The following is a 20,978-nucleotide window of genomic DNA, read 5'->3' on the forward strand; positions in this document are numbered from 1 at the left end:
CTTGCCTACACAACCCCGGGCCTCAATGCCCGGGGTTCGTTGCACGCCCATCGCCATTCCTTTGGTATGATCAAAAGTCGATTGTGCATGGTTCAATGCAGTGCGCTACTCAAACCGATCAAAAGGCGCGAGATTGCGGCTTCATCGCTCCGCATGGCCACTCCACTTTTAGCGAATACCCACGCTTGATGCGAAAACTCCTGGCAAGCGCCCTGGCGCTGGTGATGATCGCCGCCGTCTGCGGCTACGGTTTCTGGACCCAACAGCGCCCGGAAGGCCACTACCTGTCCGACCTGCGCATCGAACTGGCGCTTAACCATGGCGTACCGGGCGAGCACGGCAACTTGCTCGGTGTCGAACCACTGCTGTTCCCAGGCGACTATCAGAACTTGCAGCGCTTGCACCGCAAGCTCGCCGCTTATCTGGAGCAAGCCCGTGCCCAGGGGCTGGTGGGGCCGCGCACCGTGGTGGTGCTGCCGGAGCATATCGGTACCTGGCTGTGGGCGCGCGGTGAGAAGAACGAGCTGTACCAGGTCAGCCACAGCCGCGAGGCCCTGCAATGGCTGGAACTGAGCAACCCGCTTCGCTACGGCCTCGCGGTTCTTGGCGCTGAGGGCGACGACTGGCGTGCCGATGCGCACTTGCGCATGAAGGCCGAGCAAATGGCCACAGACTACCAGCAACTGTTTGGCGGCCTGGCAAAGGAATTTGGCGTCACCCTGGTGGCCGGCTCGATCGTGCTGCCCGAACCCTATGTGAAACAGGGCGTGCTGCATGCCGGCCGTGGCCCACTGTTCAACAGCAGTGTGGTGTTTGCCGGCGATGGCTCGCTGCTGGGCGAGCCGCAGCGTCAGCAATATCCCGACAGTGAAATGCGCCGCTACGTCCACGGCGGCCGCCAGCACTCGCTGCAGGTCGTGCAGACCCCGGCCGGGCGCCTGGGGGTGCTGGTAGGCAGCGACAGCTGGTACCCGGACAACCACCGACAACTGACTGAACAAGCCGTACAACTGGTCGCCAACCCGGCGTTTCTCAGTGGCAAGGGCAGCTGGCAAGCACCCTGGCGGGGAAATCGCCACCAGGATGCCAGCGCCGGGCTGGCCTTGCAGCGCGGCGAAGTCAGTGAACAGGCGGCCTGGCAACGCCTGACCGAAGTGGCCGGAGCCGGCATCAGCAGCATGAGCGTGTTCATGCGCGGGCAGTTCTGGGAACAGGGCAGCGATGGCCAGGGCTTTGCTCACCAGTCGGGAGCGTTGCTCGCCGCCCCACCCAGCCCGGGTGCTCGCCTGCTGAATGTGTGGCTGTAAGCCCATGGCCCGCCCCCGCGTGCGCCTGGGCGAGCTGTCGGTTGGTTTTGTCCAGCCTTTGAGCGAAGCCCTGCGCGAACTGGGCCACGACCCTGAACCTTTGCTGCGCCGCTACGGCCTGGATGCTACACGCCTGAGCGAGGCCGGCGCACGCCTGTCCATCCCCCGCTACATGCACCTGGGCCACGCCGCTATCGAAATGAGCGGTGAGGCCGCTTTAGGTCTGCGCATAGGGCGCCTGAGCCGGTTGGCACATACAGGTCTGGCCGGGGTCACTGCGGCCCAGGCCCCCACTCTCGGCGAGGCCGCGCGCACCCTGCTGCGTTTCGAGCCGCTTTACGCGGCCAACTACCGTGGCCATTCCAGCTTTCAGGAAGATGACCAGGGCGCCTGGCTGCGTTTCTACTCCATCAGCCCATATAACGACTACAACCGCTTTGTGGTCGACTCACTGCTGGCCGGGTGGCTGGCCCAATTGGCCGACCTTGCCGGCACCCCGGTGCAGGCCGAACGCCTGGACATCGAGTTTGCCGCGCCCTCCTATGCCGCGCGCTATCAACCACTCTGCAGCACACCTGTGCAGTTCGCCGCGGACGGCAATCAGCTGCGCCTGAGCCGCGCCACCTTGCAACTGGCCAACCCCGGGCATTGCCCGAGTACCTGGCAGCACCTGTTGCAGCTGTGCGAAGCAGAGTTGCTGCAGCGCACGCGGGTGCGCAGCCTGGGTGAGCGCATTACTCACCTGCTGGGCCCGCTGCTCAATGGCGGCCGTGAACCGGACCTGGAGGAAGTGGCGCTGCACTTGCAGCTGCCAAGCTGGACCTTGCGCCGCAAGCTCGCCGAGGAAGGCACGCGCTTTCGCGACCTGCTCAACGAAACCCGGCGCGACCTGGCCGAGACCTACATCCGTGACACGGCGCTGGCCTTTGGCGAGATTGCCTATCTGTTGGGGTTTGCTTCGGCCGAGGCCTTCCAGCGCGCATTCAAGCGCTGGACGGGCCTCACGCCGGGGGAGTTCCGCCGCAGCCAGCGGCAGCCGGGCTAGAGTTCGGTGGCGTCGTCGGCCGGTTCCGGGGTGTCCAGTTCGTAAGCCTGGGTTTCGAGTAGTTCTTCCTGGTATTCATCCATTGCCCTGCGTCCTCTTTGCTCATTATGCCTTTGTAGGTATCGCCTTCAGCCTAAGCAGGTGGGATGAAGGGATGATGACAAGCTTATGAGAGGTAAACGTAGCAGGTGTTCAGGAGGTTATCGCGGGGCGTCTGTAACAGAGAATGTTTACAGCCTGAACCGGCCCTTTCGCGGGCTGCCGGCGAAAGGGCCGGTTCAGACGACCAATCAAAGGGAGGGGGCTGCGACCTCCGCCGGCTGGGCATCCTGCTGCACCTGAATCGGCGCAGCCTCCACCGGTGGAGCCACCGGTTGTGAACCCTGGCTGTCATCCACCACCGGAGCCACCACTGCCTCAGTGGTCGGGGCAACGGCCGCTGGCGCAGTCTCAGCCACAGGCGCAGGAGCCGGCGCCACCGGGTTCGCCGCAGCCTGCTCCGGCAGCCCCAGGTCCACCGCCGGCTTTTCCACCTTGGGCGCCTCGACCTTGGCCTTTTCGACCTTCTTCGGCTTGGGCAGGTAACTCTCCACCAAGGCAAAATAGCGGTCATAGAACTGCGCCGCGGTCACCGTCTCGCTAGCTACCTTGACCATCGAGTCGTCACTGGAGCCGATCGGCATCGACACCGAACCCAGCACTCCCACGCCCAGGCTGGCGGAGGTGTTGGACTTTTTCAGCGCATAGCGGTCCTGCAGGGCGTTGGCGAACATGGTCGAGTGCTGGTCGTCGCTCACGTCCGGTGCACAGGTGACATTGAAGCTGATCTGCAGGTGGTTCTCGCTGTTTTGCTGAAAGCTCTTGTTACCTACCACCTGGTTGGCGCCGCTGCTGGTGATGATGTATCCCTGGCTGAGCAAAGCACGCCGGGCGGCCTCGCAAGAGCCGGCATCGCTCACCGGAAAGCTGCGCGAGAAGGTGCCCGAGTCATCGAAGTTCTCGTGCTCATAGACGGCCGCTTTTTTCGAGGAACAACCGGTCACGCCCGCCAGCACCAGGGCCAGCCCGAGCGCACCAAAGACGGAAGATCTGGTCATTGCGAATTCCGGGTATGTGAGGGAAGTGCCTATTGTGCAACACAGCAGGCAGGCACAGGAACCACTGGTCGGTGAAGAATCTGTAAGCTTGGTGTAGAACCGGGTAAAGGCCGGCATTTGCCAGGTGCACCAACGAAAAAAGCGACCCGAAGGTCGCTTTAACGTTGCTTCAAGGCGTTCATGGGGCCTTGAAGCGAAGATGGCGCAGCGGACGGGACTCGAACCCGCGACCCCCGGCGTGACAGGCCGGTATTCTAACCGACTGAACTACCGCTGCGTATCATTCAGGCTTTCGCCCGATTGAAAACTGGGTCTACCCTTTCCGGCGCAATGGCCTCAGGGCAGGCACAAAAAAAGCGATAACGTGATCGCTTCTCTTGTGTTTGCTTCAAGGCGTTCTAGGGACCTTGAAACGAAGATGGCGCAGCGGACGGGACTCGAACCCGCGACCCCCGGCGTGACAGGCCGGTATTCTAACCGACTGAACTACCGCTGCGTATCGTTCAGGCTTGCGCCCGATTGAAACTGGGATCAGCCCAAGGTGTTTGCCTTGTGGCCTCAGACCGGTGCAAGGCACCCATCTGTTACTGAAAAATGGCGCAGCGGACGGGACTCGAACCCGCGACCCCCGGCGTGACAGGCCGGTATTCTAACCGACTGAACTACCGCTGCGCAGTGCGTTCCTCTCTGGCTATCGGCTTCTTGCGAATCCGATACTCCAGGAACATCTCAGGAAGTGGTGGGTGATGACGGGATCGAACCGCCGACCCTCTGCTTGTAAGGCAGATGCTCTCCCGGCTGAGCTAATCACCCTCGCGATGTTGCTTGTTGCGTTTGCTTCGCTGAGGCCGCGAAATTTACGCAGGTGACGAAGCTAAGTCAATAGCCCCATTGAATTTTTTTCAAAAAGGCAACGTGAGGTTATTGCCTGTGCCGGCCTCTTCGCGGGTAAACCCGCTCCTACAGTCGGACATTAACCGTTGTAGAAGCGGGTTTACCCGCAAAAAGGCCGGCGCAGTTTAAACAAGGTACTCAGCTATAGATCATCTTGCGGGTCATGCCGCCATCGACCACAAACTCCTGGCCGGTGACAAATGCCGCCTGGCGTGACAGCAACCAGGCAACCATGGCCGCTACATCTTCCACGGTCCCCACCCTGCCCGTTGGGTGCTGGGCATGGTCAGCTTCACTCAACGGCTCGGCACGGCGCTGCGACGGATCACGGGCATCGATCCAGCCCGGGCTCACCGCATTGACACGAATCTCCGGGCCCAGGCTCATGGCCAGGGCATGGGTCAAGGCCACCAGGCCGCCCTTGCTTGCCGCATAAGCCTCGGTGTCCGGTTCGGACTGCCGAGCACGGGTAGAGGTCAGGTTGACGATCGCCCCATTGTGCGCACGCAGGTACGGCGCACAATGCTTGGCCAGCAGCATGGGGCCGCTGAGGTTGACCGCCAGCACCCGATTCCACTGGGCCAGGCTCAGGCTTTCCAGCGTCTGGTTGTGCGGGTTGGCAATGGCCGCATTGCACACCAGCGCGTCCAGCCGGCCGAACTGCCCGAGCACTTCGGACACTCCGGCACTGACCTGGGCCTCGTCGGCAACGTCCATGGTGATGAACCAGGCGTTGTCGCCCAACGCCTTGGCAACCTTGGTACCACGCTGGCGGTCCAGATCACTCAGCACCACTTGCCAGCCTTCGCAGATCAGCCATGCGGCAATGCCCAGACCGATGCCGCGGGCGGCACCTGTGACCAAGGCTACCCGGCCATTGTGGCCCGGGGTGCTGCCGCTGATTTCGATCACAATGCTGCCAGCCCGCGCGCCAGGTCAGCCTGCAGGTCGGCCACGTCTTCCAGGCCCACGGCAACGCGGATCAGGCTGTCGCGGATACCCGCCGCTTCACGCTCCTGCGGCGACAGACGACCGTGTGAGGTGGTCGCCGGATGAGCGATGGTGGTTTTGCTGTCACCCAGATTGGTCGTGATGGAAATCACTCGGGTAGCGTCGATGAAACGCCACGCGCCCTCTTTGCCACCCTTGACCTCAAAGCTGACCACTGCACCAAAACCGCTCATCTGGCGCTTGGCCAGTTCGTGCTGCGGGTGGCTGGGCAGGCCGGCGTAATGCACCTTCTCCACGCCGTCCTGCTGCTCCAGCCATTCGGCCAGGGCCTGAGCGCTTTCGCAGTGTGCACGCATACGCAGGCGCAGCGTTTCCAAGCCCTTGGTGAAGATCCAGGCGTTGAACGGGCTGAGGGTTGGACCTGCGGTACGCAGGAAACCGACCACTTCCTTCATTTGCTCGGTACGGCCGGCAACCACACCGCCCATGCAGCGGCCCTGGCCGTCGATGAACTTGGTGGCCGAGTGGAACACAATGTCGGCACCCAGCTTCAGCGGCTGCTGCAACGCCGGGGTACTGAAACAGTTGTCCACCACCAGCATGGCACCATGTGCATGGGCGATTTCGCTGAGCGCAGTGATATCGACCAACTCGGCCAGCGGATTGGAGGGCGATTCGACGATCAGCAGTTTGGTGTTGGCCTTGATGGCCTTTTCCCAGCCGGTGAGGTCGACCAGTGGCACGTAGTCCACTTGTACGCCAAAGCGTTTGAAGTACTTCTCGAACAGGCTGATGGTGGAGCCGAATACGCTCTGCGACACCAGCACATGGTCACCGGCGCTGCACAGCGACATGACCACGGCCAGGAGCGCCGCCATGCCGGTGGACGTACCCACGGCCTGCTCGGCCCCTTCCATGGCCGCCAGGCGCTCCTCGAAGGCACGCACCGACGGGTTGGTGTAGCGCGAGTAGACGTTGCCCGGTGTTTCACCGGCAAAACGCGCAGCAGCATCGGCTGCCGTGCGGAACACATAGCTGGAGGTCAGGAACAGCGCTTCGCTGTGCTCGCCTTCCGGGGTACGGTTCTGACCAGCGCGCACCGCCAGGGTGTCGAAACCGACACCCTCGAGGTCACTGTCCAGTCGCCCGGCATCCCATTGATCCGTCATGCCGTCGCTCCCAAAATCAGTTGTTGTAAAGGTCGATGATCGCGCTGACGGCCTGGTTCTTGACCTTGGCCAAGTCGTTACGGGCCTGCTCGATGCGGTCGAGGTAGGCTTCGTCGATATCGCCAGTGACGTACTCACCGTTGAACACCGCGCAATCGAACTGCTCGATCTTGATCTTGCCGCCGCCGACCGAGTCGATCAGGTCTGGCAGGTCCTGATAGACCAGCCAATCGGCGCCGATCAACTCACCCACCTGTTCGGTGGTGCGGTTGTGGGCGATCAGTTCGTGAACACTCGGCATGTCGATGCCGTAGACGTTGGGGTAGCGTACTGCAGGAGCCGCGGAGCAGAAGTAGACATTCTTGGCGCCGGCTTCGCGGGCCATCTGGATGATCTGCTTGCAGGTGGTGCCGCGCACGATCGAGTCGTCCACCAGCATCACATTCTTACCGCGGAACTCCAGCTCGATAGCGTTGAGCTTCTGACGCACCGACTTCTTGCGCGCAGCCTGGCCGGGCATGATGAAGGTACGGCCGATGTAACGGTTCTTGACGAAACCTTCGCGGAACTTGACGCCCAGCCGGTTGGCCAGTTCCAGCGCGGCAGTACGGCTGGTATCCGGGATCGGGATGACCACGTCGATATCATGATCGGGGCGCTCGCGCATGATCTTGTCGGCCAGCTTTTCACCCATGCGCAGACGCGCCTTGTACACCGAGACCCCATCGATGATCGAGTCCGGGCGAGCCAGGTAGACGTGCTCGAAGATGCACGGCTGCAACTTTGGCGCTTCGGCGCACTGCTTGGTGAACAGCTGGCCTTCTTCGGTGATGTACACCGCTTCGCCCGGTGCCAGGTCGCGGATCAGGGTGAAGCCGAGCACGTCCAGGGCAACGCTTTCCGAGGCGATCATGTATTCCACGCCTTCGTCGGTGTGACGCTGGCCGAACACCACCGGGCGAATGCCATGGGGGTCGCGGAAACCGACGATGCCGTAGCCGGTGATCATGGCCACCACGGCGTAACCGCCAACGCAGCGGCTGTGCACATGGGAGACCGCAGCGAACACGTCTTCTTCGGTCGGCTGCAGCTTGCCGCGCACCGCCAGCTCATGGGCGAACACGTTCAGCAGCACTTCCGAGTCGGAGTTGGTGTTGACGTGACGCAGGTCGGACTCGTAGATCTCCTTGGCCAACTGCTCGACGTTGGTCAGGTTGCCGTTGTGAGCCAGGGTGATGCCGTAAGGCGAGTTGACGTAGAACGGCTGGGCCTCGGCCGAGGTCGAGCTGCCCGCAGTCGGGTAGCGCACGTGGCCAATGCCGATGTTGCCTACCAGGCGCTGCATGTGGCGCTGCTGGAACACGTCGCGCACCAGGCCATTATCCTTGCGCAGGAACAACCGGCCGTCATGGCTGGTCACGATACCGGCAGCGTCCTGGCCGCGGTGCTGGAGGACCGTAAGCGCGTCATACAGCGCCTGATTGACGTTCGACTTACCGACGATACCGACGATGCCACACATGCGACGCAACCCCTACTTTGATGAAACTTGAGTGAATAGTGCTCAGGGCTTGGACGGCCCGAGCAACTGTTCCTTGAACGGAAGATCAGCCGGAGTGCTGATCAGGCCACTGGGCGTCCATTGGTCGGTGAAACCCAGAATCAGGTTTTTCGACCAGTCGGCGACCAAGAGAAACTGTGGTATCAGGCGTGATTCCTGCCACCAGGTATCTTGTTGAACCGGCCCCAGGCTGATCAGGCCTATGGCCACCACTACCAGCAAGGCCCCGCGCGCTGCGCCGAAGGCCATGCCCAGGAAACGATCGGTGCCGGACAGCCCGGTCACGCGGATCAGCTCACCGACAAGGAAGTTGACCATGGCCCCCACCAGCAAGGTGGCGACGAAAAGAATGGCGCAGCCAGCGATGACGCGCATCGATGGCGTCTGGATATAGCTCTCAAGATACACCGAGAGCGAACCGCCGAACATCCAGGCAACCGCACCGGCAATGATCCAGATGAGCAAGGACAAGGCCTCCTTGACGAAGCCGCGCTTGAGACTGATCAATGTGGAGACGGCGATGATCGCGATGATCGCCCAATCAACCAAGGTAAATGCCACGGTGCTGCCTGCAGACGTTTGAGGCGGCGCATTTTACCAGAGCGGCGGGCCGGGAGTAAGCGGAATGTCAGCTGGATTGGTGTTGGGCGATTCGCAGCCAAGACCGCTCCCACAGGTTCTGTGTGCGCCTTGCAGCGACGCGGTACCTGAAAGAGCGGGCCCACTCGCAAATGGGCGGCATCGCCGCCCCGGGGAATCAGCTGCGCTCGGGCTGGAAGCGCACCACAAAGCCCTTGAGGCTGTTCTGACGGTTGACCGCGTCGCGCACGCGCTCGGCCTCGGCGCGCTCGATCAACGGCCCCACGTACACACGGTTCATGCCACCCGCTGTACGGATATAGGCGTTATAACCTTGGCTACGCAAGGTTTGCTGCAGCTTTTCGGCACCGGCGCGGTTGGACAGACTGGCCAGCTGGATCGACCAACTGACTGGCAGGCCATTGACGTCGATCTTCGATGGTGCGGCAGGCGCTGGTGTTGCAGCAGCTTTGGCCTCTACCTTGGGCGCGGGCGCGGGCGCCTGCGGCTTGGGCGGCTGAACCTGCGCCTGGGTCTGCGGCGACGGGGTAATTGGCTGGCTCGGTGTACTGGCCGGGGCAGTCGACTCGTCGATCACCACGGGCGCCTGCTGCGGCGCCTCCGGAATAACCTGCGGCTCCGGTACGGCAACCGGCTCCACCTTCACTTCCGGCAGGCTGGGCATGGCCGGTGCCTGCGGGGCTTCGACGTGCACCTGGCGCATCTCGTCCTCGCGGGTAAACAGCATCGGCAGGAAGATAACCGCCAGCGCCACCAGCACCAGCGCACCCACCATGCGCTGTTTCATCCCTTTATCCAGCACAGCCATCTATTCCACCCTCCTGGGCGTGCCGCTCCAGCCATTCCAGCGCCTGGGCGACACAGAAAAACGAACCGAACAGCAGGATCTGATCATCCGCCGTCGCCTGCGCACATTGCCCTTCAAGGGCTGCGTCGACGCTGGCATAAGACTTCACCGCGGCACCGAGGTTCGCCAAGGACGTGACCAGCTCTGCGGCCGGGCGACTGCGCGGGGTATCCAGCGGCGCCACTGCCCAGTCGTCGATGAGGCCCTGCAGCGGCGCGATAACGCCCTCCAGATCCTTGTCGGCGAGCAGGCCAAATACCGCGAGGCGACGCCCCTTCAGCGGCCGGGCCGCCAGGCGCCTGGCCAGGTACTGCGCCGCATGCGGGTTATGCCCGACATCCAGCAGCAACGCTACCGGCTTGCCCTGCCAGTTCAAATTACGGAGGTCGAGACGCCCAGTGATACGGGTATCCAGCAGCGCCTGGCGAACCTGCGCCGGGTCCCACGGCAGCCCCATCAGCAGGTAAGCCTGCAGGGCCAGCGTGGCGTTTTCCATGGGCAGGTCAAGCAAAGGCAGGTCATGCAGCTCTACCTGCGCGCCATCAGCCGCAGTACCGCGCCAGCTCCAGCAGCCATCGGTGCTGGCCAAGTCGAATTCCCGACCGCGCAGGAACAGTGGCGCAGCCAGTTCGGCGGCCTTGTCCAGCAACGGCTTGGGCGGATCCAGGTCGCCGCACAAGGCCGGCTTGCCCGGGCGGAAGATGCCAGCCTTCTCGAAGGCCACCAGCTCGCGGGTATCCCCCAGGTAATCAACATGGTCGACACCGATGCTGGTCACCAGGGCGAAGTCGGCATCCACTACGTTCACGGTATCCAGGCGGCCACCAAGGCCCACCTCGAGCACCACGGCATCCAGCTGCGACTGGTAGAACAACCAGAACGCGGCCAACGTACCCATCTCGAAGTAGGTCAGGGAAATATCGCCCCGTGCCGCCTCGACGGCGGCGAAGGCTTCGCACAGGCGCTCATCGCTGGCCTCCTGGCCATCGATCATCACCCGCTCGTTGTAACGCAACAGGTGCGGCGAACTGTATACACCGACCTTGAGCCCCTGGGCACGCAGCAACGAAGCCACGAAAGCACAGGTCGAACCCTTGCCGTTTGTGCCGGTTACCGTCACCACGCGCGGCGCCAGCTTGCCCAGCGACAAGCGGGCAAGCACCTTCTGCGACCGCTCCAGGCCCATGTCGATGGCCGAGGGGTGCAATTGCTCGAGGTAGGCGAGCCATTCGCCCAGGGATCGTTGTTTCATCACGCGACGGCAGCCGCCTCACGCGCTTCTTCCGGGGTTTGCTGACCGGTCATCTGCGCCAGCAGGCGGGCCAGACGCGGGCGCAATTCGCCACGGGAGATGATCAGGTCGATGGCGCCGTGCTCCAGCAGGAACTCGCTGCGCTGGAAGCCTTCAGGCAGCTTCTCGCGTACGGTCTGCTCGATCACGCGTGGGCCGGCGAAGCCGATCAGGGCCTTTGGCTCACCGACGATGACGTCACCTAGCATCGCCAAGCTGGCGGAAACACCACCATACACCGGGTCGGTCAGGACCGAGATGAACGGGATGCCTTCTTCACGCAGGCGCGCCAGCACGGCCGAGGTCTTGGCCATCTGCATCAGCGAGATCAGCGCTTCCTGCATGCGCGCACCGCCCGAAGCGGAGAAGCAAACCATTGGGCAGCGGTTTTCCAGGGCATAGTTGGCCGCGCGTACGAAGCGCTCGCCGACGATGGCACCCATGGAGCCGCCCATGAACGAGAACTCGAAGGCGCTAACCACGATCGGCATGCCCATCAGGGTGCCGCTCATGGAGATCAGCGCGTCCTTTTCGCCGGTCTGCTTCTGCGCAGCGGTCAGGCGGTCCTTGTACTTCTTGCCATCACGGAACTTCAGGCGGTCGACCGGCTCCAGGTCAGCGCCCAGTTCAGCCCGGCCTTCAGCGTCAAGGAAAATGTCGATGCGCGCACGTGCGCCGATACGCATGTGGTGATTGCACTTGGTGCAGACATCCAGGGACTTTTCCAGCTCCGGACGATACAGCACGGCCTCGCAGGACGGGCACTTGTGCCACAGGCCCTCGGGCACCGAGCTCTTCTTCACCTCGGAACGCATGATCGAAGGGATCAGTTTGTCGACTAACCAGTTGCTCATGCTTTCTTTCTCCAGTATTGGCAGGCGGGGGGACAGCATCACCGTCCCTGCCCTGCCCTTGAGCTCAAAATCTTTTATGAAACGATGGTGGACCGGCCGCCGGGGCTTCCAGCGCGCCACTCCACCGCTAATGTATTTTCTTGCCGCCATTGGTACTGGCGGCGGCCCAGCAGGGCTGCGAAAGCTATGGACGATGGCGCGCAGCCAGCCGTCACATCTGCCATCAAGCCTGTTTCACCGCCTTCATGAAGGCCTCGATCTTCGCCGCATCCTTGATGCCCTTGGCCTGCTCGACGCCACCGCTGACATCCACCGCGTAAGGCTTTACCTGTGCAATGGCCTGGCCAACGTTATCGGCCGACAGCCCACCCGCGAGGATGATCGGCTTGCCAAGACGCGCCGGCACCAATGACCAGTCGAACGCCTCACCGGTTCCCCCGGGTACGCCCGGCACATAGGTGTCCAGCAAAATGCCGCGGGCACCGGCGTAAAGCCGGCAGGCGGCCTCCAGGTCGTCGCCAGGGCGCACACGCAGGGCCTTGATCCAGGGGCGGTGGTAGCCTTCACAGTCCTGCGGGGTTTCATCGCCGTGAAACTGTAGCAGGTCCAGCGGAACCACTTCGAGGATCTCGTTCAGCTCGCAGCGCGAGGCATTGACGAACAACCCGACCGTGGTCACGAATGGCGGCAACTCGGCGATGATCGCCCGCGCCTGGCGCACGTCCACTGCCCGCGGGCTCTTGGCATAGAAGACGAAGCCGATGGCATCGGCACCCGCTTCGGCAGCGGCCAGTGCGTCTTCGATGCGGGTAATCCCGCAGATCTTGCTGCGAACATTGCTCATGGAACACGAACCCTGATTGTTGCGGCGAAAGGGCGGATGTTAGCAAATGGCTTTTCGCCCGTCAGTCTGCCAACGCCTCGTAACCACTCAAAAAGTGTGGACCGATGTAACGCTTGGGCAACGCAAACGCTTCGGGGTACTCCACCTGCACCAGGTAAAGCCCGTATGGGTGGGCCGTTACCCCACCTTCGCGGCGGTTGCGCCCTTCCAGCACTTCGCGGGCCCAGGAAACCGGACGCTCGCCGGCGCCGATGGCCATCAGCACACCGGCAATGTTACGCACCATGTGGTGCAGGAAGGCGGTGGCACGCACGTCCAGCACGATCATCTGACCATGGCGAGTAACACGCAGGTGGTAGATGTGCTTGATGGGTGATTTGGCCTGACACTGGCTGGCGCGGAAGGCGCTGAAGTCATGGGTACCGAGCAGGAACTGCGCGGCCTCGGCCATGCGATCGACGTCCAGCGGGCGGTGGTTCCAGGTCACTTCCTCGGCCAGGTGCGCCGGGCGAATCGGGTCGTTGTAGATCACGTAGCGGTAGCGCCGGGCGCAGGCCTTGAAGCGGGCATGAAAGTCGGCCGGCATTGGCCGCGACCAGACCACGCTGATGTCGTGCGGCAGGTTGAAGTTGGTGCCCATGGTCCAGGCGCGCTCGTCACGCACGGCACGGGTATCGAAGTGCACGACCTGCCCGCAGCCGTGAACGCCGGCGTCGGTACGCCCGGCGCAAATCACCGAAATCGGCTCGTTGGCGACCTTGGACAGCGCTTGCTCCAGGGCTTGCTGGACACTCGGCACGCCGCTGGCCTGGCGCTGCCAGCCGCGGTAGCGCGCACCTTTGTATTCCACGCCCAGGGCGATGCGGGAGTAGCCTTCGGCCGCGGATTCGGCGGTAGCGGTGTCGATGATGTCCAAGAGCATGAAACCTGTGGGGTGTACGGAATGGCGGGGATTATAACGACAACGGCAGCCTTGTAGGGCTGCCGGTGGATGCGCACTGCATTTGCGGGCCTCGTGGCGGGCGCGCCCGCCCCCACAGCTCACTCACAAGGTCGAAAATTCGTGGGGCCCCTGTAGGAGCGGGCAAGCCCGCGAAGAGGCCTGCCCTGCTTGCATCAAACCAGCCGGGAGAGCATGTCCTCGGCTTCCTGGCGCTGGCTGTCGTCGCCATCCTTGACCACTTCATCAAGGATGTCGCGCGCGCCCTGGCTATCGCCCATGTCAATGTAGGCACGGGCCAGGTCGAGCTTGGTGGCGACTTCGTCACTGCCGGAGAAGAAGTCGAAGTCCAGGTCGTCCAATGGCTCGGGCTCTGGCTGCGCAACCGCGTCTTCGCTGGTGAAGTGCGGCTCCAACGAAGGCGTTTCGAGGCTCTGCGACAGCTTGTCAAGCTCGGCGTTGACGTCGTCAAGCTCCGAGGCGAAGCTCTTGGCTGCCGGCGAATCGTCGTCCAGCGACAGGGACAAGTCGAAGTCCGACGGCAGGTCAAACTCGGAGACCGGGTCAAACTCAGGCTCGCTGTCGAAGGCAGCCAGTTCGGCGGCGACATCGACCGGACCTTGCTCCACCGTGTCCGGAGTGGCTGGAGCCACAGGCTCACTGATGTCGAGGTCGAAATCAGACAGGTCCACGGCAGGCTGAGGCTCGGCTTGCGCCAGCATGGCTTCGAAATCAGCGTCGGCGTCGGCTTGCAGCTCGGCATCCACGGCAAACGGTGGTTCTTCTGGCTGAGCTTCTTCCTGTACGGGCTCATCCAGCACAGGTTCAGCGATTACCAGCTCGTCGGGTACGCCCCCCTGCGCCACCGGCTCATCCAGCACGGATGCGGCCAGCGGGTCTTCATCGGCCAGCTCGTCATCCAGGCTCAGGTCGAAGGCGCTGTCCAGATCCTGCCCATCCAGGCCGGATACATCGAGCGCTGGCACTTCATCGAAGGCATCCAGCTCTGCCTCAGGCTCTGCTTGCCCGACAGCCTCTGGCTCAGCCTCCGCTTGCGGTTCGAACCCAGATACCTCGTCAGGCACCACATCAGCAACCACCGGCGCCTCGGGCTCATCGTGCAACAACTCTTGCACGTATTGCTCATCCATTTCGGCAGCCAGCGCCGCCGCGCCCAGGCCAAGCATGGCTGGATAACGCTCTTTCAGCCCGGCGACTTCGGCAACGTTCTGCTCGCTGGCCGGCAACTGGCGCTCCTGTTCGGCAAACGCGCTCTGGTCACCCTGACGGGCGTACACGTCCATCAGTTTAAGACGCAGGTCGTCACGCTCCGGTGCGGCGGCCACGGCGGGCTCCAGCAGGTCGGCGGCACGATTCAGGCGGCCTTCGGACAGGCATTGGTCGACTTGTGCCAGCAGTGCGGCGTGCGGGTCTGCTTGCGGTTCAGGCTCGGGCTCTGCCTCGGCGGCCGGCTCCGCCACTTTTTCCGCAGCGACGGCAGCAGCAGCCGAAGCGGCGACCACAGCCGGCGACAGGGTTACGCCAGGCTCCGTGGCTTCGACGCCGTCGAAGCTCTCGGTATCGCTGTCGAAACCTGTGCCCTGCTCTTCTTCCAGCGCCCGCGCCATGCGCAGGTGCTTCTCAGCTTCTTGCTGGGCTTTGCGCTTGCGCGCCAGCAGCCACAGCAGCAGTGCCAGCACCAGGATGCTGGAACCGGCAATTATCCCCAAAAGCCACGGGTTGCCCAGGACCGCGTCGAGCGCACCTTTCGGCTGGCTGGCGGGTACAGGCTGAGCGGCCGGCACAGGCTTGGATGCGGCATCGGCAGCAGCAGGCGCCGGCTGGACCGCTGGCTGGTCCGGGGTAGCGGCAGCCGCTGTCGACGCGGCTGCGCCCTGGCCTTCCAGACGTGCCAGCTGGCTGTTCTTCAACTCGATCAGGCGCTGCAGCTTGTCCAGCTGGCTCTGCAGGTCCGCCATGCGGCTTTTCAGTTCTTCGTTGTCGCGACGGCTGGTGTCCAGGCTTTCCTGGGCCATGGCCAGTTTGTCACTCAATGCCTTGGCCTGGCCGGCATCGGCCTGATTGCCCGGGCTGACCAGGCGCAGGTTGTCGCCCTGGGCGATACGCGACGGTGCAGCCTCGGCGGCGCCACGACGGGTGGCATCCAGCTGGCGGGCACGCGGGCCCAGGCGACGGCCTTCACGCCAGGCGGCATACTGCTCGGCCACCTCGCGGTTCGCCTCGCCCTGGGCGATACTCTGGATCTGCTGCTGATCGGGCAGGCGCAGTACCTGGCCAACCTTCAACTGGTTGATGTTGTTGCCGATGAAGGCGTCCGGGTTCAAAGCCTGGATAGCGATCATGGTTTGCTGGATCGAACCACCCTGGGTATTACGCGCGGCAATCTGCCACAAGGTGTCGCGACGCTGGGTGGTGTAGCTGCTGGCACCGGTCATGGCCGGTGTGACATTGCCCGCTGCAGGTTTCTCGCCCTGTGCCTTGGCCTGGTCGAGCAGCACGCTATAGTCACGCAGCAAGCGACCCTGCGGCCACATCACCTGCACCAGGAACTTGACCACCGGCCCTGGCAGCGGCTGACTTGACGTCACGCGCAGCACACTTTTGCCGTTTGGGTTGATCACCGGAGTGAAGGTCAGGTCTTCGAGGTAGGTCGGAAACGCCACCCCGGCCTTGCTGAACTCTTCCGGTGGCGCCAGGCTCGGCGCCACTTCGGTGGCTTTGAGGTCGCGCACGTCGAGCAATTCGATCTCGGCGTCCAGCGGCTGATTCTGTGCCGACTTCAGGGTCAGCTCCCCCAGGCCCAGCGCATTCGCCATGCCAGACGACAGCGCGGATGCTGCAGCCATGGCCAGAACCAGTTTGCGAATTCGAAGCATGACCTCTTCCCTTGTATGAATCGTCCCGAAACCTGCATGCGGAGCAGGACAAAAGTGCTCACCAGTATCTTTTACGGCATGTGTTTAATCAACAATTGCGCCACTTGCACGGCATTGAGCGCGGCGCCTTTGCGCACGTTGTCGGTGGTCAGCCAAAGGTTGAGTTGCTGGTCTTCATCAACACCGTGACGTACACGTCCAACATAGACCACGTCTTGGCCTACTGCGTCACCTACCGGGGTCGGATAATCATCGTTTTCCACCCGTTCCACGCTGTCAGCCGCGTCCAGAGCCTGGTTGACCGCTTCCAGATCGACCGGACGACGGCTCTGCACGGCCACACTGAAGCTATCGCCGAAAAACACCGGGACTTGAACACAGCTCACGGAAATCTTCAGATCAGGCAAGCCCAGCAGCACGCGCAGTTCACTGACCAGGCGGCGCTCCAGCGCGGTATGGCCCTGCTCATCGGCCGCACCGACCTGGGCCAGCAGGTTGAATGCCACCTGGCGGTCGAAGAAGCGCGGCTCCAGCGGGCGGGCATTGAGCAGTTCGGCGGTTTGCCGGGCCAGCTCGCTGACCGCTTCACGGCCTTGCGCAGATACCGCCAGCGCGGCCATCACCTGTACCCGCTCGATGTCGAGCAGGCCCTTGAGCGGCGCCAGCGCGACGGCCAGGGCTACTGCGGCCGAGCATGGGCTGACGATGCGCGCTGGCAACGACAGGCTGGCCAGGCGTTCGGCGTTGGCTTCCGGCACCAGGGCCAGGGCATCGTCCAGGCCGCCGGACAGATCGATCACCGTGCAGCCCGCCTGCAGCGCCTTACCGGCAAAGCTGCGGCTGACGGCGGCCCCGGTGGCGAAGAAGGCCAGCTTGACCTGGGCGAAGTCGAAGCTGTCGACTTCACGCACCTTCAGTTTCTTGCCAGCGAACATCACGCTGCTGCCCGCCGATTCCATGCTGGCCAGCAGATGCAAGGTAGCAACCGGGAATGCCAGCTCTTCGAGGATCTGTACCAAGGCTTCACCGACGCTGCCGGTGGCGCCGACGACGGCGATATCCAAAGGGTGTGTCATGGAAGGGATCCTTTTGCTGAAAACGGCGGGGGCGGCACTTTACTCGGATTGTAGGGTTTTGTCTGTGCTGGCCGCATCTTCGTCGGGCAAGGGTCCGCTATGAGGGGCGTGCGGGGGGCGTGAGGGATGACGGGGATGACGGGGGATGACGGGGGGATGACGGGGGATGACGTGGCATTTGCAGTGTTTGTGAGATCGAGCGCCGCCCGCGCGGCGCATCGCGAGCTGCGCTCGCTCCTACGTTTGTTTCGGGCCAGTCACGCCTGTTACAGGCGCGCGCGACCGCCTTGTTTGTACGACGTGTAATGTTTACACGACGTGATAATGCGCCATGCGCCAAGGCGTTCGCGCGCAAATGGCACAGGAATGATTGGCCAGAAACAAACGTAGGAGCGAGCGCAGCTCGCGATGCGCCGCGCGGGCGGCGCTCGATCTCGCACGCGCTGCAAACCTTACCCCCGGATACAAAAAAACCGCGCCGTTGCCAGCGCGGGTTTTTGGTCAAAACAGAACGATCAACGCTCCAGCAGAATCCGCAACATGCGGCGCAGCGGTTCGGCGGCGCCCCACAGCAGCTGGTCACCCACGGTGAACGCGCCCAGGTACTGCGAACCCATGTTCAGCTTGCGCAGGCGGCCAACCGGGATGTTCAGGGTGCCGGTGACCTTGGTCGGGCTCAGCTCCTGCATGCTGATTTCACGCTGGTTCGGCACCAGCTTCACCCAAGGGTTGTGCTGGCTGATCATGCCTTCGATGTCGGCGATCGGCACGTCCTTGTTCAGCTTGATGGTCAGCGCCTGGCTGTGGCAGCGCATGGCGCCGATGCGCACGCAGATGCCGTCGACCGGGATCGGGCTCTTGAAGCGGCCGAGGATCTTGTTGGTTTCGGCCTGGGCCTTCCACTCTTCGCGGCTCTGACCGTTCGGCAGTTCCTTGTCGATCCACGGGATCAGGCTGCCCGCCAGCGGCACGCCGAAGTTCTCGGTCGGGAACGCTTCACTGCGCATGGTCTCGGCAACCTTGCGGTCGATATCGAGGATGGCGCTGGCCGGGTTGGCCAGGTCATCGGCCACTGCCGCGTGGGTAGCGCCCATCTGCTTGATCAGCTCGCGCATGTTCTGCGCACCGGCACCCGAAGCCGCCTGGTAGGTCATGGCGCTCATCCACTCGACCAGACCGGCCTCGAACAGACCACCCAGGCCCATCAGCATCAGGCTGACGGTGCAGTTGCCACCGATGTAGTTCTTGGTGCCGGCGTCCAGTTGCTGGTCGATGACCTTGCGGTTGACCGGGTCAAGGATGATCACCGCGTCATCCTGCATGCGCAGGGACGAAGCAGCGTCGATCCAGTAACCCTGCCAGCCAGCTTCACGCAGCTTGGGGAAGACCTCGTTGGTGTAGTCGCCGCCCTGGCAGGTCAGGATCACGTCGAGGGTCTTGAGTTCTTCAATCGAATAAGCGTCCTTGAGGGGCGCTGTATCCTTGCCCACGTTCGGACCCTGGCCACCAACATTGGAGGTAGTGAAGAACACCGGCTCGATAAGGTCGAAATCCTGCTCCTCCAGCATCCGCTGCATGAGCACGGAACCGACCATACCGCGCCAACCGATCAGACCTACACGTTTCATCGCAACTACACCTTTGCTAAAAGTGGGCCGCCACCGGGAATTTTTGGGGGCGGGCCAGAGAGATTACAGATTCCGCAGCGCTGCGACTACTGCGTCGCCCATTTCCTGCGTACCAACTTTGCGGCAGCCTTCCGAGAAGATGTCGCCAGTGCGCAGACCCTGGTCCAGAACCAGGCTCACGGCCTTCTCGATCGCCTCGGCGGCAGCCGACTGATTGAAGCTGTAACGCAACATCATAGAGACCGACAGGATGGTCGCCAATGGGTTGGCGATGCCAAGGCCTGCGATGTCCGGTGCCGAGCCGTGGCACGGCTCGTACATGCCCTTGTTGTCGGCATCCAGAGACGCCGAAGGCAGCATGCCGATGGAACCGGTCAACATGGAAGCTTCATCCGACAGAATGTCACCGAACATGTTGTCGGTCACCATCACGTCGAACTGCTTGGGTGCACGCACCAGCTGCATGGCAGCGTTGTCGACGTACATGTGGCTCAGTTCCACGTCCGGGTAGTCCTTGGCCACGTCTTCGACCACTTCACGCCACAGCTGGCTGGAGGCCAGAACGTTGGCCTTGTCCACCGAGCACAGTTTCTTGCCGCGCACGCGGGCCATGTCGAAGCCGACACGGGCAATGCGGCGCACTTCGCTTTCGCTGTACGGCAGGGTGTCGTAGGCCTGGCGTTCGCCGCCCTCCAGCTCGCGCTGGCCGCGCGGGGCACCGAAGTAGATGCCGCCGGTCAGCTCACGGACGATGAGAATGTCCAGGCCCGACACGATTTCCGGCTTCAGCGACGAGGCGTCGGCCAGTTGCGGGTAAAGAATGGCCGGGCGCAGGTTGGCGAACAGGCCCAGTTGCGAACGGATCTTCAGCAGGCCGCGCTCCGGGCGAATGTCTCGCTCGATCTTGTCCCACTTCGGCCCGCCCACAGCCCCCAGCAGCACCGCATCGGCCTTGCGCGCACGCTCCAGGGTTTCGTCGGCCAGCGGCACACCGTGCTTGTCGATGGCCGCGCCACCAATCACGTCGTGCGCCAGGCTGAAGCCGAGCTGGAACTTGTCGTTGGCCAGCTCCAGTACCTTGACCGCTTCGGCCATGATTTCCGGGCCGATACCGTCACCTGGGAGAATCAGAATCTGCTTGCTCATGCTTTCCTCTATCCATTCACGCGGTGCGGCCAAGCGGGCCCCACCGAAAAGTGCTTAACGCTCGGCCCACAACACCAGCACATCCGTGCTGAATGAGCCGTCGGCCTCGATCTGGTAATACTGCCGTACTTCTTCGCCCATGGCTTGCTGCAACTGGCGGATGGCCGCGCGCATCGGCTCGGGGGTGCGCATGCGCTCAACCCAGGTGCTCCACTCCAGGCGCAGCGGTTGGCGGGTGTGGCTGCGCACGCGCAGGCCGGCCTCGCTGACCTGCCGCTGCCACTCGGCGGCGGAATAGTCGCGCACATGGCTGGTGTCGCGCAGCACTTCGACCGTTTGCAGGTAAGTGTCGAGCAGCGGGCTGCCCGGCGACATCACGTCGATGAACGCCGCCACACCCCCTGGCTTGAGGACCCGGCGCACTTCGCGCAGGGCCAGGCCCAGGTCGCTCCAGTGGTGGGCCGAATAACGGCTGAAGACGAAGTCGAACGATGCATCGGCGAACGGCAGGCGTTCGGCAGCGCCGCGTTCAGTAATGATATTGCCCAGGCCGCGTTCGGCGGCGGCGCTGGCGACCACGTCGAGCATGGATTGAGAAAGGTCGTAGGCGACCACTTCGTTAACCAGCGGGGCGACGTGGAAGCTGACATGACCGGCACCGCAGCCCAGGTCCAGCACGCGGGCATGGGCCTGCCCTGCCAGCTCAGCCTGCAGCAGGGCGAATTCACTGCCTTGGGCGTGCACGGCGCTGCTGAGGTAGGCGCTGGCCTGTTCGCCGAACTGGCGTTGGACCACATCGATGTGCTGGGTGCTGGTCATGTCTCGTTCCTT

At 63.2% G+C, this 20,978-nt stretch carries 17 protein-coding genes and 4 tRNA genes; 2 read left to right on the forward strand and 19 right to left on the reverse strand.

The features are described from left to right. Positions 1-188 precede the first annotated feature (188 nt). Both AC3B5Q_RS18330 and AC3B5Q_RS18335 read left to right on the forward strand, forming a co-directional pair. Entirely contained in the window at positions 189-1,307 is a 1,119-nt protein-coding gene (locus AC3B5Q_RS18330; protein WP_103463159.1) for a nitrilase-related carbon-nitrogen hydrolase, read from the forward strand. 4 nt (positions 1,308-1,311) lie between these two features. Continuing rightward, complete coding sequence (locus tag AC3B5Q_RS18335; protein ID WP_028698028.1) at positions 1,312-2,352, forward strand: AraC family transcriptional regulator; 1,041 nt, start codon at positions 1,312-1,314, stop codon at positions 2,350-2,352. 290 nt (positions 2,353-2,642) lie between these two features. Here the strand turns inward: AC3B5Q_RS18335 and AC3B5Q_RS18340 are convergent, their stop codons facing one another. From AC3B5Q_RS18340 to AC3B5Q_RS18430, 19 genes are all read right to left on the reverse strand, one after another. Then, the gene (locus AC3B5Q_RS18340) at positions 2,643-3,449 is read right to left on the reverse strand and encodes a DUF2242 domain-containing protein (RefSeq protein WP_103443911.1); all 807 of its coding nucleotides are present in this window, start codon (positions 3,447-3,449) and stop codon (positions 2,643-2,645) included. Between the two features lie 200 nt (positions 3,450-3,649). Further along, a tRNA-Asp gene (locus tag AC3B5Q_RS18345) sits at positions 3,650-3,726 on the reverse strand. A 142-nt stretch (positions 3,727-3,868) separates the two neighbouring features. Beyond that, positions 3,869-3,945, reverse strand: a tRNA-Asp gene (locus tag AC3B5Q_RS18350). Positions 3,946-4,044: 99 nt separating this feature from the next. Beyond that, positions 4,045-4,121: transfer RNA gene (locus AC3B5Q_RS18355), tRNA-Asp, on the reverse strand. Positions 4,122-4,186: 65 nt separating this feature from the next. Continuing rightward, positions 4,187-4,262 (reverse strand) — tRNA-Val (locus AC3B5Q_RS18360). A 219-nt stretch (positions 4,263-4,481) separates the two neighbouring features. After that, positions 4,482-5,255, reverse strand: coding sequence for an SDR family oxidoreductase (locus AC3B5Q_RS18365; RefSeq protein WP_012053269.1), 774 nt, complete (start codon positions 5,253-5,255; stop codon positions 4,482-4,484). Beyond that, a complete protein-coding gene (locus AC3B5Q_RS18370; protein ID WP_021784493.1) occupies positions 5,252-6,463 on the reverse strand; it encodes an O-succinylhomoserine sulfhydrylase in 1,212 nt (403 codons plus the stop codon). Before AC3B5Q_RS18370 ends, AC3B5Q_RS18365 begins: the two co-directional genes overlap by 4 nt. Before the next feature lie 16 nt (positions 6,464-6,479). Continuing rightward, positions 6,480-7,985, reverse strand: a complete 1,506-nt coding sequence (purF, locus tag AC3B5Q_RS18375) for an amidophosphoribosyltransferase (RefSeq protein ID WP_004574897.1) — start codon at positions 7,983-7,985, stop codon at positions 6,480-6,482. 42 nt (positions 7,986-8,027) lie between these two features. Continuing rightward, positions 8,028-8,585, reverse strand: coding sequence for a CvpA family protein (locus tag AC3B5Q_RS18380; RefSeq protein WP_021784492.1), 558 nt, complete (start codon positions 8,583-8,585; stop codon positions 8,028-8,030). 196 nt (positions 8,586-8,781) lie between these two features. Continuing rightward, positions 8,782-9,432 (reverse strand): SPOR domain-containing protein, encoded by a 651-nt coding sequence (locus AC3B5Q_RS18385; protein WP_021784491.1) that lies wholly within the window; start codon positions 9,430-9,432, stop codon positions 8,782-8,784. Then, complete coding sequence (folC, locus tag AC3B5Q_RS18390; RefSeq protein WP_021784490.1) at positions 9,416-10,723, reverse strand: bifunctional tetrahydrofolate synthase/dihydrofolate synthase; 1,308 nt, start codon at positions 10,721-10,723, stop codon at positions 9,416-9,418. Before folC ends, AC3B5Q_RS18385 begins: the two co-directional genes overlap by 17 nt. Next, complete coding sequence (gene accD, locus AC3B5Q_RS18395; RefSeq protein WP_021784489.1) at positions 10,723-11,616, reverse strand: acetyl-CoA carboxylase, carboxyltransferase subunit beta; 894 nt, start codon at positions 11,614-11,616, stop codon at positions 10,723-10,725. The genes folC and accD overlap by 1 nt, the downstream gene beginning before the upstream one ends. Before the next feature lie 223 nt (positions 11,617-11,839). Then, positions 11,840-12,460, reverse strand: a complete 621-nt coding sequence (locus tag AC3B5Q_RS18400) for a phosphoribosylanthranilate isomerase (protein ID WP_021784488.1) — start codon at positions 12,458-12,460, stop codon at positions 11,840-11,842. A gap of 61 nt (positions 12,461-12,521) precedes the next feature. Further along, complete coding sequence (gene truA / locus AC3B5Q_RS18405) at positions 12,522-13,382, reverse strand: tRNA pseudouridine(38-40) synthase TruA (protein ID WP_021784487.1); 861 nt, start codon at positions 13,380-13,382, stop codon at positions 12,522-12,524. A 194-nt stretch (positions 13,383-13,576) separates the two neighbouring features. Then, positions 13,577-16,297 (reverse strand): motility hub landmark protein FimV, encoded by a 2,721-nt coding sequence (locus tag AC3B5Q_RS18410; protein ID WP_021784486.1) that lies wholly within the window; start codon positions 16,295-16,297, stop codon positions 13,577-13,579. Positions 16,298-16,368: 71 nt separating this feature from the next. Further along, complete coding sequence (locus tag AC3B5Q_RS18415; protein ID WP_021784485.1) at positions 16,369-17,373, reverse strand: aspartate-semialdehyde dehydrogenase; 1,005 nt, start codon at positions 17,371-17,373, stop codon at positions 16,369-16,371. Between the two features lie 515 nt (positions 17,374-17,888). Beyond that, entirely contained in the window at positions 17,889-19,001 is a 1,113-nt protein-coding gene (gene asd / locus AC3B5Q_RS18420; RefSeq protein ID WP_021784927.1) for an aspartate-semialdehyde dehydrogenase, read from the reverse strand. Between the two features lie 63 nt (positions 19,002-19,064). Then, a complete protein-coding gene (gene leuB / locus AC3B5Q_RS18425) occupies positions 19,065-20,147 on the reverse strand; it encodes a 3-isopropylmalate dehydrogenase (protein WP_003247194.1) in 1,083 nt (360 codons plus the stop codon). Positions 20,148-20,201: 54 nt separating this feature from the next. Further along, positions 20,202-20,966, reverse strand: a complete 765-nt coding sequence (locus AC3B5Q_RS18430) for a class I SAM-dependent methyltransferase (protein ID WP_021784928.1) — start codon at positions 20,964-20,966, stop codon at positions 20,202-20,204. Between the last annotated feature and the right edge of the window lie 12 nt (positions 20,967-20,978).

This window comes from Pseudomonas sp. D5(2026) (genome assembly GCF_057766845.1).